Below are 19,375 nucleotides of genomic sequence, written 5' to 3' on the forward strand. Positions count from 1 at the left end.
GAGTTGTGTCAAAAAAGGATAGATAATAGCAAAATTTCTGCTACATCTAACCTCTTTTTCAACGCTATGAATTTAACTTTACAAACGTTATTTCTGGTAATGTTTGTATATATTGAATGAATGCATTCTTTTCTTCAGGTGATATATTTTTCAGCTGCATTCCTACCTTATAAACTACACCTGTATCTTGCTGTAAAGATTCCACTTCATATGAAAGTATTGGAATACCTTTCATATGAAGCTTCTCTAATATTTGTTGTACCGTTTCATGTTTATTCATACAAATTTGCACTGTTATATTTTGCGGAAATAAAAATCGCACTTTAAAAATACGACTTACAATCTCTAACCCAATTAAAACGAGAATCGTAGCTCCAATCCCTACTACATACATACCCGCTCCAATTGCTAATCCAATTCCTGCTGTAGCCCATAAACCAGCCGCTGTCGTTAATCCTTTCACTACCTGTTTTTGAATAATAATTGTACCTGCACCTAAAAAACCTACTCCACTAACAACTTGCGCTGCAATACGACTTGGATCAAGGGACATATGATTTTCAAACATAATATCTGAAAAGGCATATTTCGAAACAACCATTATTAAAGCGCTCCCTACCGCTACGAGGAAATGAGTCTTTAATCCAGCTTCTTTTGATCGAATTTCCCTTTCAATACCAATCATTGCTCCTAATAAACCAGCAATACCAATTCGTAAAATAAAATCAATATGTAAGCTCACGAACACTTCCCCCTTTCATTCATTATAGATGGATAAAACAAAAATTATCACACACATCCATTTATCGATATAAAAACATTTCATCAAAATTCACTTACTATCCCAACGCTTTTATGCTAATATTTTAAATATTAGCACAAACAAGATAACCTATTTCTCATACAAAAAAACCTTTAAGTTCAACACCTTACTTATCTTCAGTTAAAAATTGCATATGAAGTGCAAGAAATGAGGTTGAGAAAGTTAGAAAACGCTTTCATTTTCTGCCTTGATTTTTGTGAAATAAAACATAAATAAAAGGAGCTTACTAGCAATGAATGTCTTTTTGATTACACCCACTACTGATTTACAAGAAGAATACTTAGATTTTTATAACGAATGGAAAGATAGCGGTGAAACGATGATTCCGTGGGTTATTTCAAAGGACCCTTCTAACTTTCCAGCTATGATTCAAGAATTACTCGATGCACATAACGGAGTAAACCTTCCTGAATCTTGGGTACCAGACTCTACGTATTGGCTCGTTACAGATGAAAATAAAATTGTAGGAGTTGTAAATATACGTCATAGTTTAACCGAACATTTATTTAACACTGGAGGTCATGTCGGTTATGGCATTCGCCCTTCTGAAAGAAGAAAAGGTTATGCTACGAAGTTATTAGAGTTATCGCTAGAAAAAACGAAGGAATTAAACATCGAGAAAGTACTTGTCGTTTGTGACGAAGTGAATACAGGATCAGAAAAAACAATCTTACATAACGGCGGGCTTCGTGATGATGATTTCATTGAGGAAGATGGAAATATTGTAAGAAGGTATTGGATTGAACTATGAATAATTAAAAACAAGCCAGAAAGTGATTACACACTTTCTGGCTTGTTTTATGCTACTTCTATTTCAAACTGTACTGTAATACCACTTGGATCTACTACTGTAAATCCATTTGTAGTTTCATTTATTTCATGTTGTTTTTCTATTAATCTTTCTTTCACTTCATCTAACGCTTCTTTATGCGGTAGTACAATCGTATATACCTTTAGTCCAGTTGCATGTGTTGGTGGGTGCGGATTATTTACTCCGTTCCACGTATTTGCACCGATATGGTGATGATAGCCTCCTGCCGAAATAAATAAGCAATCCTCTTCACGCTGTTGTACCTCAAAGCCTACCGTCTTTACATAAAACTCATGTGACTTTTCTACATCAGCTATTCGTAAATGTACGTGTCCAACGACAGTATCAGCAGGTAAACCAGCAAACTCATAATCAACGAGCGTTGCCAATGCTTTTAAATCAAGCGGCGTACTTCCTCCTGGTCCTTCTCCCCATTGATCGCGCGGGCGGTCTGCATATATTTCAATTCCATTACCCTCTAAGTCTTGTAAATAAAACGCTTCGCTATACGTATGATCACTTGCACTATTAAACCTTGAAATTGGTAAAATTTCATTTGAATATGTATAACGCCCTTCTTGTTCAGCCGGGCTATCAATTACATTCTTATTACGAAGAACCCCAAATAGTGCCGAAGCAAAAGCTTCACGAGTCGGAACTAAAAAAGCAACATGATATATACCAGTCGTACGTGGTTCTTGTAGTGCCCCATCCTCCAACTTTTCAAGAACAAGCAGCGTATTCTTACCACCCTTTCCAGATAAATACGCTTTATTCCCCTCTTGTTTAATTACTTCTAAGCCTACTACATTCTCATAAAAAGCAATTTGACGTTCTAAATCTTTCACTTTAAATGCAACATGACCAATACGTGTTTTCGGATGAATTTGTACCATGAATAACTCCATCTCCTTATCCCAATATTTTTCCATTACATATAACCGTTACTATGAAGAATACAACCAAAATCACCCTATGTAAATAAGAAAAGTCAGAATTTATGCATATTTTTATTTTCTTAATAAAAAAGCCACCTCTTCTAACTTTCAGAAAAAGTGACTTTATAACTCTTATCTCATTTTATGTACTTCAGCAACTAACTTTCCGCCCTGAATGCCCATATAAAGCTTCACAGGTGCGTCGTTCGTATTTTCAAATACTAAGTCTAAGTATGGATATGCAATTGTAGCATCTCTTCCTTGTGGCACATAACCTACTGTTTTAGAATGCGTCGTTCTCTCTACCATTTTCAAACCAGCTTGATCTGCTGCATTGTATAAAGTCGAAGATGTTTGACAAACACCTCCACCATATCCATCTACTAATTTACCATCTACAATTTCTTTTCCTAATTGATATCCTTTATCTGGCGTTGTATCACCGATTAATGCATTAAAAGAGAAGCGGTCTCCTTTTGCTAATACAACTCCATTTATGCTCGCCGCTGACAAACGAATATTCTCAATACGGCCACCTGTTGATCCACCTAAATTCGTTTCATATCTACCAATTACCGTACCACTTCCTTGCGCATCACTTAATGTTGCCGTAGGCTTTTTCTCTGTGATTGGTAACTGATATGAAGAATCCCACATACCAACATTTAACAATTTATCTACTAATTCTTTTTCCATTAATTCATAAGAAGGTTTTCCTTCTTGCCAACTTCCATCAGGTGCTATACGTGATGGAACCATCTTTTTATCAACGGTTTTCCCAACCTCACTAGCAACCTTCGTTACCGATTTTTTAAATTTTGCTTCGTCTTCAAAATAGCCTAAACTAGACAAATCTATTTTTTTCACTTCAGTACCTGTTCGACTATCAACTAAACTAATAGAATCCTGCACTTCTGCTTTAGCCGCGACAGTGTGTCCACCAATATCACTTACTAATGCAACATCACTTACTTTTGTACCACAACCACTCACTACAGCTACGCATAGCACCCCAACTAAAATACCCTTTATTTTACGGAACAATATACTCTCTCCTTTTCCCCAACACTGCTTTTATGTATTATTTCATTTTTATGTATGTTTTGTTACAATCATTTTACAATATGTTTATAAAATGTTACAAGTTATTTTTTACTCTATTTAAATTACTCTTTTCTTTTGTAAATGTCTATACATATTTTTATGAAAATGTAAGTTTAGCAAATTTGTAACCTTTATGTAACCTCTCCCCTTCTATCCATTATATACCATTAAATAAATGAAAAACAAATGTAACAACTCCCTGTTCTTATGTATAAAAGTAAATCACGTAAATATAATTAGGTATTTGCCGTGCCACAGCTCCGCTTTTACACATACAGTATCGTGTATTTAACCTATTTTAAAGAAATGGAGGATGTTTTTATGTACCCCTACAATCCATATGATTCATATAACCAATACGGTTATCAGCCTCAATATGATTTACAAGCACAATACCAACAATATATAGATCAAACAGAACAAGTTAATCCATATGACCAAAATAGACAATTTCAACTTCCAATCTCTTTCCCTGGTACTGGAAACCGTCAACTAGAACGACGAGTAAATGAGCTTGAGCAAAGAGTACGTCAATTAGAAAATACTGTTGAGCGCCATACACGTAGGCTAAATCGCTTAAACCAACGTTTACGTACAATAGAAAACAGACTTAACATTCCATTTGCAGCGTTAGAAGACGGATTTTAATTTTGAAAATAAAAAATATATAAGGAAGGGTCTCCCCTTCCTTATATAAATTGACGAAAGTTTTCTCCATCTCTATACTGATAAGAGTTAATGAAATGAAACAAGGTGATAAATATGGATTTTGAAATAAATTTTCTTTCCTTTTATGTTGTACAAGTAGAAGGAAAAGGCGAAGCAGTTGATAAACGCTATAAACATTTTCAAACATTAGACGCTGAAGAATATGAAGATAGCTCTTTAAAAGAATTTTTGAATGGTGAATTATTAAAAATTTCAAAGCGAAAAGTAGAACGTCATGCTAAAACGGAACAAGCCCCAACAAAGATTGGGCGCTTTATTGTAGAAGAAGGGCACGAACTCGATTCAAACCCTCATTACAACCTATTTAATCGTATTCGTTTTGCAGAAACAAAAGAAAACTTCAAAGATATGAGCGAGCCTCTCGTTTATACATATCTTGACACAAGCGCTGTTCGTGGTGGTGTATTTTTAATTGCTCAAGCAAAACTACGTAAATACTTTGATGACCCGTTCGTATTCGTTATGAAATGTGACTTTGAACCGAAAGTTGCCTCTATTTCAGATGAATCAACGCTTATTCGTAACGTTGAAATGGCCATCACAACGAAGAATATGAAATCTATCCAATATCCGTACATGCCTGAAGAAGGTATGGTCGAAGTGGGTGAGCTAAAAATTCACCAAGCATCACACGCCCGCTACTTCGAGGACTTCTTAAAATTCGTCGAATACGAACGCTCTATGCCTGAAATTATGAAAACACAAGTAATGGACATGGTATACGACCAAATTGAAGATGTATTTGAAGAAGGTACGGAAGAACGCGAACAATTCGACCAAGCAATGGAAGTATGGGCTGCCAGTCCGAAGCGAGAAATTATGGAACAATTTTCAACCGAAGAAGTAATGGAAGCTACCGCTCAAATCGTCGAGCACGCCCCAGAAGTGGAATTAAAGCTAAAAGCAGATCATATCTCTGTGAAGGCCCTGCTTGCTGATTTCGGAGATCAAATACATATCGCGAAGGTAAATGACCGATACGTATTAATGATTGAGGCTGATACACTTACGTTTGAAAAAGGCTTCTCTCCTATTGAGTTTCTGAAGCCAGATGAGTTGCAAGATGTGATTGAGCGGATTGAGAATAAGCAACAGTTTTCATATGATCCGAACGGGGTTGAATAAAGAAAATCAAGTAACCAATAAACATGTTTTAAATAACAACTATGTGTCTACAAATGAGACCACACAATACTAAAAATTTCGATTCTAACATTGAATAAATGCTTCCCTATAACTATTTTTTTACTGAGCGCTATTAACAAAGCGCTCTTTTATTTTGGACTTACTTGACGTTTACTTTAAAAACCGACTCTACTAAGAATCGGTTTCTCTGCTTTATAACAAGATGTGCTTATTTATTAAATTTTTTTGATTTAAGATAAAATTTGTTGCAGTATCTAAATAAATTCGTTCCTTGTTGTACAAACACATTTCCAGTTGAAATATCCTTTTCAATATGTTCTTGTATACAACGTACTACAATTTTTTCACTTTTTACTAATAGACCCAGTCCTTCTATAAGTTTTTGATGTTTTTCCTTATAGTCACTATGTATGTTATTAAAATAAAAATTTCACTTTACTACCTCAAATTTATTGTACTCGTAAAAAGATAATTGAAAACGATATTCTGGATGCTCTCTCACCCAATCGTAGGCTTCTTCTAAAATATCCATTTTATTTTGTAGGTCATTAAGTTCACTGCATTCGTCCCTTTTCTGTTTGCACAGAGGGCAGAACCCATTCACTATCGTGGCACTCATCGCACAAATAGTTTTATTTTCTAAGTCAACTAATATATGAAGAATAAGAGAATGTTCTGCTGTTGTAGTTACCATCATTTCAGCAATCCTATCCTCATTCCAAAAGACACCGTTTAATTCCATCTTTACGTTAATATCTTTGATATCCAAATTTATCATCATCGCATCTCCCATATATATAACGCTTATCTTACTCTTCAATTTTAATCTTTAATCCACCGCGGTTTAAAGATATATTAAGCTTTTTCTAACTCCTTTTTACTATAAGAGGAAGTGTAATAAAAATAAAAAGTGATGTGAATATAATATAAAAAATAAAACAGTTAAAATGTTAAAGATTGCTTCCATTTAACTGTACCCTCTTTCATTTTTATGAGCTCTTATTTTATTAATATATTTTAAAATTCTTACGACGCCTTAATTTTCAAAGCAATTATAATAGCCAAATTACAACAACAAATTGGTTCCTAATTAAATTTGAATACTTTACTCATCCGTCAATACGATGACTTTAAATTTATATAGCTAGAAATGGAGGAGAATGTCACCTAGACTGTGCATTCTCCTCCATCTCAGCCAAATATTTAAGCTGCCGCTCCGCTTTTCTCACCGCTGTAGGGAAATGTTTTTTCAGAAGTTCTACTGTATTTTCACTTATATAATACCTTTCCGTTATACTTTCCCACGTTTCACTACTTTCAAATGTACTCCACACAAATGGTCGTTCTGCATGTTTCCTCAGTTCTTTAAACACCCATTTTCGCATCTTTTTTTTCGCTTTTTCTGTTAGTTTTCCGTTCTTTACAAGTTCAAGCTCACCATGTCTCTTGTATCGCTTATTAATATCTCTCTCGCTATATATTTTAAGAAGTATATTTGCTGTATTCTCAGCATCTGCTAAAGCGCGGTGCTGCTTTCCTTCCCACGTTAAACCGAGTTGTTCTACTGCAGATTGTAAACTTGGTGTATGCTCAAATAATTCTTCATACGCTTGGAAAACAAATTTTTGCAAATCAAATCTACTGTCTTTTTCCATACACGGGCATTCTAGGCCATGTAATGTACAATCATGAGATAGAAAATGATAATCTTCTTTTCCCCATGAAATAAATACAGAATCTTCTCCAATGAACTGAATAAATTTCTCTATAATTTGAGGGAATTTCTCTACACCAATTAAATCTTTTTTTGTAATTCCCGTTAATTTTGTCGTATGACGAGTAAGTCGTGCACCCGGTTTTACTAACTCCGAAAATTCTCCAATTACCTTCATTGTACTTGCTTCTATTTTTACAGCTCCGATATCAACTATCTCTGACGGATCTTCTGATTTATACGGCCTAAAATTTCTCTCTATATCAAACACAATAAAATGTGTAGCGTTTTTCAATTTATTTACCTCTTTCTAAAATCCTTTTCACACACATACTTTATTTTCAGTATCTATTTATTCATACACTTTATGCATGAAATACCTCGTATAAAAAACAAAAATTCAGTCTTATTATCATATGTACATTGGAGGATATTCAATAAGAACGCAAAAAAAAGAAGGGCGAGCCCTTCTTTTTTTCAAAAATTACTTCTTGTTAACGTTAGTAGCTTGTGGTCCACGGTTACCTTGTTCTACTTCGAAAGTAACTTCTTGACCTTCTTCTAAAGTTTTGAAGCCGTCGCCTTGGATAGCTGAGAAATGAACGAATACGTCTTCTCCGCCTTCAACTTCGATGAAACCGAAACCTTTTTCTGAGTTAAACCATTTTACTTTACCGTTTTGCATGAAAAAAATCCTCCTACAATGTACCTATATGTACATATTCATTTTCAACCACCTTACAATAATAAACCAGACATTAAAAAACTGCAACCCCTGAGGAGATTTAACATTGCTATCCTCCTCGGAAGTTACAGCTCATTTAAATCTCTATATTATTAAAAGTAAAATGGTTTAAACATACTATATCATATCAATATAATAAAAGCAAAGTTTTTTTTGCTAAACAACTTTTTTCTTCCACTGCATCGCTTTTGATTCACCTGATCCAGCTACAACATAGCCTTCTTTTTGATTAACAATGCGCCAACCATGCCCTTTAACCGAGTCACATACTGTAACAATCCCTTCATTAAGATGCACACGGCAAACCGTGCTAACGCCCGCCTTATTTTGCGTTGAAGTCGTATATAGCACATGTTGATCTACACTTAAGTCTAAATAGCTACTAGCTTTCTGCTCACTTTGACATGTATGCCAATATAGTTTTTCATTCTCAATACTTTCATCTATTTTACAAAAAGAAATATTACCACCAATTCCTTTACACGATCCACTTGCTGCTACTAGATAAGAATTATGTAGAGTCAACGCAGAAATCATTTGATTCATCGCTATTTTAATTCTTTTTAATTTACGTTTCTCTAAATCAAAAAGCCAAACACCACCATATTTCGCATGTATTTTCGTACCAATAAATAAGTAATGTTTATATAAGAATAACGAACGAATAGACGGTGCATCACTGCCATAATCAAGAAATGGATGAATGGTCTCCCATGTAGAACCGAAATTATTAGAAAGATACAATGTTTTATCTCCATGAGCAATGACAGTTCCTTGTACATTACTACACACATTCCAACTCGTTGCTTTTGTTGGAAAACGCTGAATTGTCCAGTTCTCTCCACCATTCATGCTACGAATAAAAATCCCTTCGTCGCCTACACCATAAACTATATTATCTACGCTATGTAAATCCCGAATTCGTTTTTGAAAGCCATTTAAAATTTGTTTCCATTCTCCGTCTTGTTCAATAAATAAGCCATCATATGTAGTAGCTAACATAAGTTTTCCATCTCTTAATTTTGTAATAGCAGTTGCACTTAACATTGTCTCCACGTTGACACTCCCATTCTTAGAACTTCTCAGCAAATGCAATTGCAAAATTACTGCATTTTTCAATATCCTCTTCATCTTCTGGAGATAATTCAATTTTCAATCCTTCTTGTACAAGTTCTGCACCGCGTTCTACAAGACGTTCTTCAAATATCGTCACCGCTTCACAAAACAGTTCATATGCCGTATCACCTGATCCAAATACAGCTGCTTTTTTTCCTGACAAATCTATATTTTCTAAATCCTCGTGGAAATCTTCTGCCTCAAACGGCAATTCACCATCGCCCCACGTATAAGATCCTAAAATAATTCCATCATAAGCTAGCAATTCTTCAGCATCCATGCCTTCCATCTCTTGCAATACTACTTCATGATCAAAAGCATCCAAACTTACTTTTATTAAATCAGCAATACTCTCTGTATTTCCTGACATACTCGCATACGCAATTAAAATTTTCGCCACTTTGGCATCCCCCTCTTGCAATGAATGATTCTCATTCTCATTATATTAATAATGAGAATCAATTTCAATTATATTTTTCATTTTTATTTATTCCATACAAAAAAGCACAGATGACTATACAATCACCTGTGCTTTTTTATTACTTTTTAAAAATACCAAATGGCTTTCCAACTGGTAAAACAACTTTTCCGAAGTGTGTATTTAACACTGCTGCGGCTGAACCATAGAAAGATAATAATGAAATACATAGTTCAGAATATGCTGCTAAATTATGCATTGCGTGCGGCATAACACCTAAAGTACTTAATGAAAGACCAATAAATAAGAAATCAATAAGTACGAAAATCATAAATAATACTTTATGTGTTTCCATTGCACCAATCGTCATAAAGATTGTGAAAATTAAATATCCGATAAAGGCTACACCAAGCTGTTTTGAATCTGCAGTTTGGGCTAATTTTTCGCCGAATACTCCAAGTTGAATTAACCAAGTCATTCCAACACCTAACCAAAACAGGCCGTACGCACCAAATGCTGTCGTACCGAACGTGTTGTTATGCTTTGCATCGTGAATGCATGCAAAGATTTGTGCAAATCCCCCTAAAAAGATTGCCCATGGTAATACAAGTGAAACGCCATCTGTTAAACCTAACTTTTGAGATGATGCTACAAGTGTTACCATTGCTAATCCAAATAGACCGATTCCAGATGGATCTGCTGTTGTCATTTTCACATGATGTGTAGTAGTTTGATTGCTCATATAAACCTCCTGATTATAAACATACTCGAATACAATACTTAAATCAGCAGGCTATGTCAATGGTTTTTTTTGTATGTTGTCAGACCTTGCATCTTATAATAATCGAATATACTTTCGACCACTTCGTAAGGTTTTATATTCACATTTTTCAACTCATTTATCGGTATCCATAACGGAATATAACAACCTCTATCTTTCTGCTTAAACTCCTCACCTTTTCCGCTTCCGAATACTCCGTCCGTAATATAGGCTTCATAATAATATTCGGTACCTTTATACTTTATCTTTGTAATAAGGTGCTTTACTTCTATATGTACCCCTAATTCTTCGTATATCTCTCGCTTCGTTGCCTCTTCCGATGTTTCTCCTTCTTCTATTCCACCGCCTGGAAAAACGTAATATACTTCATCGTCTCGAACACGTTTTATTAGAGCAATTTTTCCATCCTGTACAATAATAGCCACGCCGCGATTTCTCATCATTTTATTACCTCAATACGAACCGCAACTGTTCCCCACTTTTCTTCTTGTTCTTTCGTATATATTTTGTATGTACTTTCTAACATTTCCTCTAAACTATCATTTTCACAATCCAATAACTTTTTATCAATTTGCTCGTACATTTCTTTAAAGCTTTCGTATCGCTTTACTTCCGTTACTTTTACAACCATCGTTTCTGCTGTCGTAAGGTTCGTAAATACAATTTCATCGCCTTGTTTTATAAGTTGACGTTTTTTATCGTATAAGCGTACTTCATATACCTTTTTTCCTGATTGAATTGACTGAAAAGGTTTATTATATAACCCCATTTCGTATCTCATCCACTCCACTCCCCGTTATTCATTTTCTCTACTAACATACTTACATCTTACTAATTCATACAACACAGTTCGCCTTACTCCACCTTGCATATAATGTTCCATATCCATTACTTGCTTTAGAAAGGATGCTAAATTTGTTATGTTATATTTAAATCAAAAACCTGAATATAGTAAATATGATATTGGTGATTATACTTATAGTAAAGTAGGTCCAACTATTTTTTCTTGGAATGATGAAACGAAATTGAAAATAGGTAAGTTTTGTTCATTAGGAGAAGAAGTCGTTTTCATACTTGGCGGCGAGCATCGTGCTGATTGGATAACGACTTACCCATTTAATGCTCTCTTCGATGAAGGAGCACATATTACTGGTCATCCTTCATCAAAAGGTGATATCGTAGTCGGCAATGATGTATGGATTGGTTATCAATCCTGCGTTTTATCTGGTGTTACAATTGGTAACGGGGCCATTATCGGCGCAAAGAGTGTAGTTACAAAAGACGTACCTCCATATGCAATTGTAGCTGGGAACCCTGCCAAACTAGTTCGCTATCGTTTTTCACAAGAAACCATTGAAAAACTAGAAAAACTTGCATGGTGGGACTGGGATATTTCTGTCATAAAAGGAGCTATTCCATTTCTACTCTCCAACAAAACCAATGAATTTTTCACCTCACCCGAAAAAGAATCTATATGATTGATACACATAAAAAAGAGCATCCTATTCTTACAGGATGCTCTTTTGGTATTTATTTTTTATTTATTTGTAAGTGATTACATGGAGAACATTGAAATGGAATTTTATCTAAGCAATTAAAGTTCGTTTCGCAAATTTGTTCTATCGTTGGAACAAATGGGATGACTACCATGTTACTTTCTATTATTTGTGTAACAGGTGGCAATACTGTACCTACTTGATGTTCAAAGCGAATACTCGCTTGGTTAATATAATTTCCTGAACCACTTGGTGCGCTCTGAACTACTACTTGAAACGAAACTGTCCGCGCTTCACCCGGATTTAAATTTCCTATAAGAAACCCTGATACTGGACTTACATTTCGTAATGGAACACTATCGACTATTACGCTTCCAGGGATAAATCGAACACTACTATCTAACATGTCTTGAAAACGAATATTTTGCATGACAGTATCACCTGTATTTGTAATGACTGTCGTAAACGTAATGACATCTCCAATTGTTGCTGTTTGAAGATTTGCCGTTTTTACGACTGTCGTTGAGACATTTTGAGGGATAAACGGGATAACAACTGTATTACTATCACCTTCAACTACTACAGGCGGCTCATTCGGATTTACAGTTGCGAGCCCAGTCGCTGTAGCAGTATTTGTAACTAAATTATTTATTTGTCCTCCCGTTATTACAACTTGGAAATTAATAATTGCCGCATCATTTGGCTGAAAATCACCTAACGGAATACCCGTATTCGGATTGGCAAATGGAAGAGGTACATCATTTACCGTTACCGTGCCATTTATAAATAACGTATTTGGATCAATGATATCTGTTAAAACAATATTCGTCACAGGAACTGTACTATCATTTATGACGGCAATGCCGTAAGTGACAACATCTCCTACCATTGCTACTTCAAAGTTTGCTCCTTTTGCAACAAATAAGATTGCAGTATTTACCGTTACAATAACTGTATTACTCGTGTCCATCACTGTAACTGGCGGTTCACCTGGTACTAAAATATATTCTGCTGATGCCCCAGCAACGTTCACTACTGTACCACCATCTGGAAAACTCGTAATCGTAGCTTCATATGTTACAATCGCCGTCTCACCGACTGGAATGTCCAAAATCGTAAATCCAACCTGCGGATTTACTCCCGGACGCGCTACTCCATTTACCGTTACACTATTTGGTACAAAAACAGCTTCCGGAGATAGCACATCAATAAATTGAACATTCATTGCGTCAGCCGTACCAGTATTTAATATACGAACACGATACGTTACCGTTTCTCCTACTCCAACAATTGAATGATCTACTTCTTTCAGCATATCTAAACTGCCTCTATTTACTGGTGTGACTGTCGTATTACTTGAATTGGTAATTGTAAACGGTGGTTCTCCTGGAATCAATTCGAAATCACCAGTTACTCTCGCTGTATTCATAATGCTACTAGAAGGCGGAATTGAAATTACATTTACTTCAAATGTGATTAATACGCTATCCCCTACTGCAAGATCCGGTAATGAAAAGCCTACAAAAGGATCTAAACCTACTTGCGGAATCCCATTTATTTGTACACTTCCAGGAACAAATTCTAAACTAGGTGATGGAACATCGATAAACTGAACATTCGTCGCTGTTACCGTTCCCGTATTTGTAACTTGCACACTATACGTTAACGTATCTCCTAAACGTGTCGCTTCTTTATTTACAGATTTTATAATGCTGAAACGTCCTCTATTTATTCTTGTTATAGTCGTATTACTCGGATCTGTCACTATAACCGGTGGTTCTCCTGGCACTAAAGTAAAACTTCCTGTTATATTTGCAACGTTCGTAATTGTTCCTGATGACGGGATGGTTGTAACTGTCGCTTGAAACGTCACTATAACCGTTTCACCAACTGGTATATCTCCAACTCCAAAGCCAGTAATCGGATTTAAGTTTGGTTGCGAAACTCCATTTACCGTTACACTATTTGGTACAAATGACGCTCCTGCTGAAATCGTATCAACAAACTGAACATCGTTAGCTATTACTGTTCCTGTATTCGTTATTTGAACCGTATACGTTAATACATCTCCAACGAGAGTAGCCGCTCTATTTACTTGTTTAATAACATTAAATTGTCCTCTATTGACAGTTGTGAGTGTTGTATTGCTCGGTTGGTTTACTATAACTGGTGGTTCTCCTGGTACTAATACAAAGCTACCTGTTACATTTGCCGTATTGACAATTGTTCCGTTTGATGGAACACTAACAACTGTTACTTGAAATGTTACTTCTACACTTTCACCTGGATTTATATCTGGAAGCGGGAATCTATTATTCGGATTGAATCCAGGTTGTAACACACCGTCTATCGTTACACTGTTCGGCACGAATGCTATAGAAGAAGGTAATACATCACTATATTGAACATTCGTTGCTGTCACTGTCCCTGTATTTTGAACTACTGTTGTATAGGTGATTGTATCCCCTACTGCAACAATCGGCTGACTCACTGATTTTAATACATTCAAACCAGATTCATTTATTTCTGTTAATGTCGTGTTACTTGTCGTCGTTTCAGTAATAGGTGGTTCTGTTTCACTTACAGCAAATGTCGCGGTAACGTCTACAAAGTTAATAACTGTACCACCTTCTGGTATGCTCGTTACCGTCTCCTGATATGTGACAAGTACAAAATCATCTACAGGTATATCTGGAACTGTAAAACCAATGAAAGGATCTAATCCTGGTGCCGGTACCCCGTTTATGCTCACACTTCCTGGTACAAATGCTACACCCGCGGAAGTAGTATCTATAAATTGAACATTCGTCGCTGCCACTGTTCCAAAATTAAAAATCAATACATCATACGTTAAAATTTCTCCTACAGTCGCTACTTCTTTATCTACTAGTTTTAACGGAAAAATAAACGCTATATTAATTGTCGTAACGACTAAATTCGTTAATATCGTTTCCGTAATCGGTGGTTCCTGGGGATTCGGTTGTGAAGTAAATGTAACGTCAGCATCGTTTAATATGACTTCATTATCTGGAATCTCTGTAATTGTCACTTGGAATGTTACCGTAATACTTCCACCAGCAATTAATAATGGAGTAACAGTAAATCCTATTTCTGGATTTAAACCAAATTGCTGAACCCCACCTATCGTTACACTATTTTCGACAAATGTCGTTCCTTCCGGAATGACATCTTGGAAGAGTACATCTGTAACAGGTATAATTCCTACGTTCGTAATTAGCACGCTATACGTTAATACATCTCCAACAGCCCCAGTCGCAACGTCAACTGCTTTTGTTGCTGTTACTTCACCAGGAGGAGGTAACGGTATTGTAACTACTGTCGTATTACTTGAATTTGTCGTTGTTACAGGTGGTTGTAAAGGATTTAATAAGAAAGTGGCTGTAGCAGATGCCGTATTTAATACTGCTCCGCGTGGGGATGGCGTAACTACTGTAACTTGGAACGTTACTGTCACTGATGCCCCAGCTGCAATATTAGGAAGCGGGAAACCAATATTCGGATCTAAACCAAGCTGTGAAATTCCATTTATCGTCACACTGTTTGCGACAAATGCTGTTTCTGGAGCAATTGGATCGATGAAAGAAACATTCGTCGCTGGTACTGTGCCGTTATTTCGAATGACAACAGAATACGTATAAGTTTCTCCAAATGCCGCTTGTTGTACAGATGAAGATTTTTGTATATTTAACTGTGCTGTGTTTACTTGTGTCACGACAAAATTGCTATTCGTAACAGTCGTTATTGGAGGGTTTGCTGGATTTATAAGAAAACTTGCAGTAACGTTCGATTGGTTTCTAATATTTCCACCGCTCGGAACACTCGTCACTGTAACTTGAAACGTAATCGTAGCCGTTTGTCCGACCGGAATATTTGGTACTGGGAAACCTGCCATAGGATCCGCGCCTTGCTGAACAACTCCATTTATCGTCACACTATTTGCTACAAACGCAGTTCCAACAGGAATCGGATCTTGAAAAATAATATTCGTTGCAGGAACAGTTCCTGTATTTTGAATAAGAATTGTATACGTTAACGTATCTCCTACGCCTGCTTGCGGTGTGTTTACACTCTTTATTACATTAATTGATCCTACATTTACTCGCGTCACAACAATATTACTAATCGTTACAATTGTAATTGGTGGCTGCAGAGGACTTACTTGGAAATCAGCAGTTACATTCGCATTATTCGGAAGAACTCTATTTGGTGGTACACTCGTGATCGTCACTTGAAAAGTAACTGTTACCATCCCTCCTACTGGAATATTAGCAAGTGGAAATCCAGTTGTTGGGTTTAAACCTGGCTGAGGCGTTCCATTTATTGTTACACTATTTGCTACAAACGTTGTTCCAGATGGAATTGGATCAAGGAATGATACATTTGTCGCTGCTACTGTTCCACTATTTTGTATACGAACTGTATACGTTAACGTATCTCCTACACCTGCTTCAGTAGCACTTACACTTTTCATTACATTTAACCCTGAAGAATTCACGACTGTCATAACAGTATTACTTGGTACTGTTACAGTAATCGGTGGCTCTGTCGGATTTACAAGGAAATCTCCAGTTACATTCGCATTATTTACGACATTATTTCCTTGGGGAATTTCATCAATTAATACTTCAAAAGTAACAATTACACTCGCACCAGTAGGCAAATTATTTAATGGGAATCCAAGTTCTGGATCTGCCCCTTCTTGTAAAACACCATTAACAACTACACTATTTTCAATAAATAATGTCCCTTGTGGAATTGAATCTTGGAAAAATACATTTGTAGCTGGTACACTACCTGCATTTATAACTTCGATTGTATATACTAAAACATCCCCTACCGTTGCAACATCTGTATTCACTGCTTTCACAACTTCAAAATTCCCTGATTGTACAGTTGTATTCACAATATTACTCGGTACATTGATTGTTACTGGCGGTTCGCTCGGATTCACTTGAAAACTTGCTGTTACATTTGCTTGATTTAAAATATCTTCATTTTCTGGATCCTGTACAATTAATACGTCAAATGTGACTACAACGGTTTGAGCCGCAGGAATATTTGGAAGAGAAAATCCTGTATTCGGATTCAATCCACTTTGCGGTACTCCATTAATTGTTACAGAATTTGCAACGAAAGAAACAGCGGAAGAAATAGTGTCTTGGAAAAACACATTTGTTAACGGAACATTTCCTGTATTTTGGACGGCAATTGTGTATGTTAAAGTGTCCCCTACTGCCGCTTGCGTTGTATTCGCTTCTTTTATTACATTTAAACCACCCGTATTAACTTGTGTCACTACAGTATTCGTTTGTCTATTAATCGTTACTGGCGGCTGATTTGGTTTAACGACGAAATTAGCAGATACATTTCCACGATTCGCAATCGTACCTCCTGATGGCGTAGATGTCACTCGTACTTGAAAAGTCACTGTCCTACTTCCGCCGGGAGATATATTTGCTACCGCAAACCCAGTCGCTGGATTTGCCCCAGGTTGCGAAACCCCATCTACAGTCACACTATTTGCAATAAAAGTCGTTCCAATTGGGATTGGATCTTGAAAAACAACATTCGTCGCAAGTACATTTCCTGTATTCTCAATTGTAACGGTGTACGTAAGAACGTCATTCACTGTCGCAAAAGCTCTATCCACTGTTTTTCTCGTTCTTATATCAGCTATATTAATTGTAGTAACTACGGTATTACTCGTCGCTTGACCTGAAATTGGTTGTTGACCAGGCACTGGGGTAAAGGTAAAGGTTGCACTTGCACGGTTCGGTATTGGATTGACAAGAGGGTTCGATGTCACTCGTACTTGAAAGCGTACTACAGTCGTTTGCGATGCATTAATACTTCCAAGATTAATACTACTTGATGGATTCGCTCCTGGACGTGCTACTCCATTAACCGTAACACTATTAGCTACAAATGTTGTTCCTGCAGGGATACTATCAACAAAAATAACATTGTTTGCAGCAACATTCCCATTATTCGTCACATTAACTGTGTACGTTAATACATCATTAAGAGTTGCCGTCTGTAGATCTACAGATTTTTGCATACTTATAGTCGCTTGATTCACTGTCGTTTGTACTGTGTTTGAAGAAGACGTACTTGTAATAGGGGCACTACCGACAAAAGGACGGAATTGATATGACACCATTGCACGATTTGGAATAGGATTTGGGTTCGGGAACGATGTTATTCGAACTTGAAATGTAACAATTCTTTGCGTGTTATTTGGGATTGTACCTAAATTAATTCCATTCGCGGGATTCGCACTCGGTTGCGTTACTCCACCTACCGTTACACTACCTGCTACGAATGTAGTTCCGTTCGGAATACTATCTTGTAATACAACGTTTTCTGCACTTCCTGTTCCTGTATTCGGGACCGTAATCGTATAGGTGAGAGTATCCCCTACCCCTGCAACGGTTCTATTTACCGATTTAACAGGATTAATGATTGGACCTGTTGCATCAATTTGAACACCAAAACCAGCTGCAGCGTATCCATCTCCATTTGTGACAAAGCGAACAGTTGCTGACGTCTGATTGTTTACTAAAGATGAGGAGGCATCTACATTCGTAATATCCCACCCTTGTCTTCGGATCGCTAAAGCTATTCCTAACGGCTGATTCAGATTTCCAAATGTTCCGCTCGTATCTAAATTTCCATTGTCATTACAAATTTGTGACTGAAAGAAATTATTTGCAGGATTTCTCGGTCCGAATAAAGTAACTGTAGCATTTGCATTCGGCCCAAAACGAAGTTGATCTCCAACAATGTTAGCATCACCTTCTTGGGCAGTTACAAGTACTCTTCCTGTAACTGTTCCCGTAGACGGCGTTGCAAAACCTGAAATAACAGCATCTACTGGTGGTGATGATGCCTCAATAATTTCTTGTCCTGCATACACCGATAAATTCCTTAGTGGTAAACTCACATTTTGATAAACTACCTCAAGCGTCCAGCCAACCGAACGACTAATTGTTGAATCAGCTGAAGTTCTTGCAGCTGGCACGGCACCTGTTGTATATGTGCCAGCCCCACCTGCACTAACAAGGTTCGTTACGTTAGCAGAACGACTATAATAAAACTGCTTCCCTACTGAACCTTGCTGGGCAGTTGCTGGGTCTGGTGTAACAGAAAATGTCCCCGCTGGTGTTGTAAAGGTAATATTATCATTTAAAAACGCAGTAACATCCTCCGTATCAGTCCGGTATGTGCCAGCCCACACAAGTTCTGCGTATAAGACACTACTCCCTGCTGGAAGGTTCAAAATTGCACTTGCAGAATTTAATCGCCAATCATTTGTCGTTCCTGCTGGGAATCCTGGCACTTGAAGCGATGTATTTACCGTAGTAAATACATCAATCGTACCGAAATTATTGCCTGGTGCAGGAGATGTAGGACTGAGTCCCAACGTGTTCCCAGTGAACGTGACGGCACCAGTAACTGTCGTTGTAAAGCGATTCATAAAAGGCACGTAATCATCTCATTTCATTTATAGTAAAAAGTGCTCTATACTATAAA

The 19,375-nt window shown here is 36.7% G+C and carries 16 protein-coding genes; 4 read left to right on the top strand and 12 right to left on the bottom strand.

Annotation, left to right across the window (positions count from 1 at the left end; all coding sequences use genetic code 11):
• Nucleotides 1–64: 64 nt before the first annotated feature.
• The gene (locus G9F74_RS07210; protein WP_000052096.1) at nt 65–742 is read right to left on the bottom strand and encodes an MgtC/SapB family protein; all 678 of its coding nucleotides are present in this window, start codon (nt 740–742) and stop codon (nt 65–67) included.
• Between the two features lie 313 nt (nt 743–1,055).
• Between G9F74_RS07210 and G9F74_RS07215 the strand changes: the two genes are divergently transcribed.
• Nucleotides 1,056–1,574: a GNAT family N-acetyltransferase gene (locus tag G9F74_RS07215; protein ID WP_016108877.1), complete on the top strand. Its 519-nt coding sequence runs from the start codon at nt 1,056–1,058 to the stop codon at nt 1,572–1,574.
• A gap of 47 nt (nt 1,575–1,621) precedes the next feature.
• Here the strand turns inward: G9F74_RS07215 and G9F74_RS07220 are convergent, their stop codons facing one another.
• Both G9F74_RS07220 and G9F74_RS07225 read right to left on the bottom strand, forming a co-directional pair.
• Nucleotides 1,622–2,530 (bottom strand): VOC family protein, encoded by a 909-nt coding sequence (locus G9F74_RS07220; protein WP_000249862.1) that lies wholly within the window; start codon nt 2,528–2,530, stop codon nt 1,622–1,624.
• Nucleotides 2,531–2,704: 174 nt separating this feature from the next.
• Nucleotides 2,705–3,616: a VanW family protein gene (locus G9F74_RS07225; RefSeq protein WP_000488650.1), complete on the bottom strand. Its 912-nt coding sequence runs from the start codon at nt 3,614–3,616 to the stop codon at nt 2,705–2,707.
• Nucleotides 3,617–3,997: 381 nt separating this feature from the next.
• Between G9F74_RS07225 and G9F74_RS07230 the strand changes: the two genes are divergently transcribed.
• Both G9F74_RS07230 and G9F74_RS07235 read left to right on the top strand, forming a co-directional pair.
• Nucleotides 3,998–4,324 carry a hypothetical protein gene (locus tag G9F74_RS07230; protein ID WP_016108878.1) on the top strand — a complete coding sequence of 109 codons (327 nt, stop codon included), beginning with the start codon at nt 3,998–4,000 and terminating at the stop codon, nt 4,322–4,324.
• Nucleotides 4,325–4,438: 114 nt separating this feature from the next.
• Nucleotides 4,439–5,530, top strand: coding sequence for a DUF3900 domain-containing protein (locus G9F74_RS07235; RefSeq protein ID WP_000345023.1), 1,092 nt, complete (start codon nt 4,439–4,441; stop codon nt 5,528–5,530).
• Between the two features lie 451 nt (nt 5,531–5,981).
• Here G9F74_RS07235 and G9F74_RS07240 read toward each other — a convergent pair whose 3' ends face one another.
• The 8 genes from G9F74_RS07240 to G9F74_RS07275 all read right to left on the bottom strand — a co-directional run bounded on the left by G9F74_RS07240 (nt 5,982) and on the right by G9F74_RS07275 (nt 11,106).
• A complete protein-coding gene (locus G9F74_RS07240) occupies nt 5,982–6,329 on the bottom strand; it encodes a hypothetical protein (RefSeq protein ID WP_000609016.1) in 348 nt (115 codons plus the stop codon).
• 385 nt (nt 6,330–6,714) lie between these two features.
• Nucleotides 6,715–7,560: an exonuclease gene (locus G9F74_RS07245; RefSeq protein WP_165406215.1), complete on the bottom strand. Its 846-nt coding sequence runs from the start codon at nt 7,558–7,560 to the stop codon at nt 6,715–6,717.
• Between the two features lie 189 nt (nt 7,561–7,749).
• A complete protein-coding gene (gene cspB / locus G9F74_RS07250) occupies nt 7,750–7,950 on the bottom strand; it encodes a cold shock-like protein CspB (RefSeq protein ID WP_001179148.1) in 201 nt (66 codons plus the stop codon).
• Between the two features lie 216 nt (nt 7,951–8,166).
• Nucleotides 8,167–9,066 carry a WD40/YVTN/BNR-like repeat-containing protein gene (locus tag G9F74_RS07255; protein ID WP_000449501.1) on the bottom strand — a complete coding sequence of 300 codons (900 nt, stop codon included), beginning with the start codon at nt 9,064–9,066 and terminating at the stop codon, nt 8,167–8,169.
• Between the two features lie 16 nt (nt 9,067–9,082).
• Nucleotides 9,083–9,526: a flavodoxin gene (locus G9F74_RS07260; RefSeq protein WP_001062761.1), complete on the bottom strand. Its 444-nt coding sequence runs from the start codon at nt 9,524–9,526 to the stop codon at nt 9,083–9,085.
• Nucleotides 9,527–9,665: 139 nt separating this feature from the next.
• The gene (locus G9F74_RS07265; protein WP_000070943.1) at nt 9,666–10,286 is read right to left on the bottom strand and encodes an acetate uptake transporter; all 621 of its coding nucleotides are present in this window, start codon (nt 10,284–10,286) and stop codon (nt 9,666–9,668) included.
• Between the two features lie 56 nt (nt 10,287–10,342).
• Nucleotides 10,343–10,768 (bottom strand): NUDIX hydrolase, encoded by a 426-nt coding sequence (locus tag G9F74_RS07270; RefSeq protein WP_016108879.1) that lies wholly within the window; start codon nt 10,766–10,768, stop codon nt 10,343–10,345.
• Complete coding sequence (locus G9F74_RS07275) at nt 10,765–11,106, bottom strand: ASCH domain-containing protein (protein ID WP_001268354.1); 342 nt, start codon at nt 11,104–11,106, stop codon at nt 10,765–10,767. The genes G9F74_RS07270 and G9F74_RS07275 overlap by 4 nt, the downstream gene beginning before the upstream one ends.
• A 139-nt stretch (nt 11,107–11,245) precedes the next feature.
• Here G9F74_RS07275 and G9F74_RS07280 point away from each other — a divergent pair, with 139 nt between their 5' ends.
• Entirely contained in the window at nt 11,246–11,803 is a 558-nt protein-coding gene (locus tag G9F74_RS07280) for a CatB-related O-acetyltransferase (RefSeq protein ID WP_131202348.1), read from the top strand.
• Nucleotides 11,804–11,855: 52 nt separating this feature from the next.
• Here the strand turns inward: G9F74_RS07280 and G9F74_RS07285 are convergent, their stop codons facing one another.
• Entirely contained in the window at nt 11,856–19,328 is a 7,473-nt protein-coding gene (locus tag G9F74_RS07285; RefSeq protein ID WP_016108881.1) for a DUF7507 domain-containing protein, read from the bottom strand.
• Between the last annotated feature and the right edge of the window lie 47 nt (nt 19,329–19,375).

The organism is Bacillus sp. EKM202B (assembly GCF_011066025.1).
Taxonomy (GTDB): domain Bacteria; phylum Bacillota; class Bacilli; order Bacillales; family Bacillaceae_G; genus Bacillus_A; species Bacillus_A toyonensis.

Bases quoted from the DNA above. Each gene is read 5' to 3' on its own strand.
- G9F74_RS07215 (WP_016108877.1), top strand. From the start codon at position 1,056: ATGAATGTCTTTTTGATTACACCCACTACTGATTTACAAGAAGAATAC.
- G9F74_RS07220 (WP_000249862.1), bottom strand. From the start codon at position 2,530: ATGGTACAAATTCATCCGAAAACACGTATTGGTCATGTTGCATTTAAA.
- G9F74_RS07230 (WP_016108878.1), top strand. From the start codon at position 3,998: ATGTACCCCTACAATCCATATGATTCATATAACCAATACGGTTATCAG.
- G9F74_RS07235 (WP_000345023.1), top strand. From the start codon at position 4,439: ATGGATTTTGAAATAAATTTTCTTTCCTTTTATGTTGTACAAGTAGAA.
- G9F74_RS07240 (WP_000609016.1), bottom strand. From the start codon at position 6,329: ATGATAAATTTGGATATCAAAGATATTAACGTAAAGATGGAATTAAAC.
- cspB (WP_001179148.1), bottom strand. From the start codon at position 7,950: ATGCAAAACGGTAAAGTAAAATGGTTTAACTCAGAAAAAGGTTTCGGT.
- G9F74_RS07265 (WP_000070943.1), bottom strand. From the start codon at position 10,286: ATGAGCAATCAAACTACTACACATCATGTGAAAATGACAACAGCAGAT.
- G9F74_RS07270 (WP_016108879.1), bottom strand. From the start codon at position 10,768: ATGATGAGAAATCGCGGCGTGGCTATTATTGTACAGGATGGAAAAATT.
- G9F74_RS07275 (WP_001268354.1), bottom strand. From the start codon at position 11,106: ATGAGATACGAAATGGGGTTATATAATAAACCTTTTCAGTCAATTCAA.
- G9F74_RS07280 (WP_131202348.1), top strand. From the start codon at position 11,246: ATGTTATATTTAAATCAAAAACCTGAATATAGTAAATATGATATTGGT.